A 591-nucleotide genomic window follows, 5' to 3' on the forward strand; every position below is an offset into this window, starting at 1 on the left:
CGGACAACGTGACCGTGGTGGTCGCCGACGTCGTCGACTACGACTACGGTCAAACCCAGCCGATTCTGGCCGGCGCGGTGTCCGGCGACGACGACCAACTGACCACCCTGCCCAATACCTCCGCCGGGCGCGCCTCGGCGATCAGGCCCCGCGACGAGGTCGCCAAACGCGTTCCGCCGCAAGAGGAACCGTCCCGACGGCAGCGGTGGTCACGTCGACGGATGGCGATCGTCGTCACCCTGATGGTGCTGCTGGTGCTGGCGGGTCTGGGAATCGGCCGAGCCATCATCCGCAGCAACTACTACGTCGCCGAATACCACGGCATGGTGTCGATCTTGCGAGGTATCCAAGGGTCGCTGCTGGGAATGTCGCTGCACGAACCCTATTTGATCGGCTGTCTGAACGCCCGCAACGAGTTGTCGTTGATCGGTTTCAGTCAGAGCGGAGGCCATCTGGACTGTCGCCTGATGCAACTGCAGGATCTGCGCCCGCCCGAGCGCGCCCAGGTTCAGGCCGGGCTCCCCACTGGGAGCCTGGACGACGCGATCGCCCAGTTGCGCGAACTGTCCGCCAACTCCCTGCTGCCACCCT

At 65.5% G+C, this 591-nt stretch carries 1 pseudogene; it reads left to right on the forward strand.

The annotated features are described in order from the left end of the window. Nucleotides 1–591 (forward strand): annotated as a pseudogene (locus tag A5712_RS07690) (serine/threonine protein phosphatase); the annotation flags it as partial.

Origin of the sequence: Mycobacterium sp. E2327 (genome assembly GCF_001672675.1) — a bacterium.
GTDB lineage: Bacteria > Actinomycetota > Actinomycetes > Mycobacteriales > Mycobacteriaceae > Mycobacterium.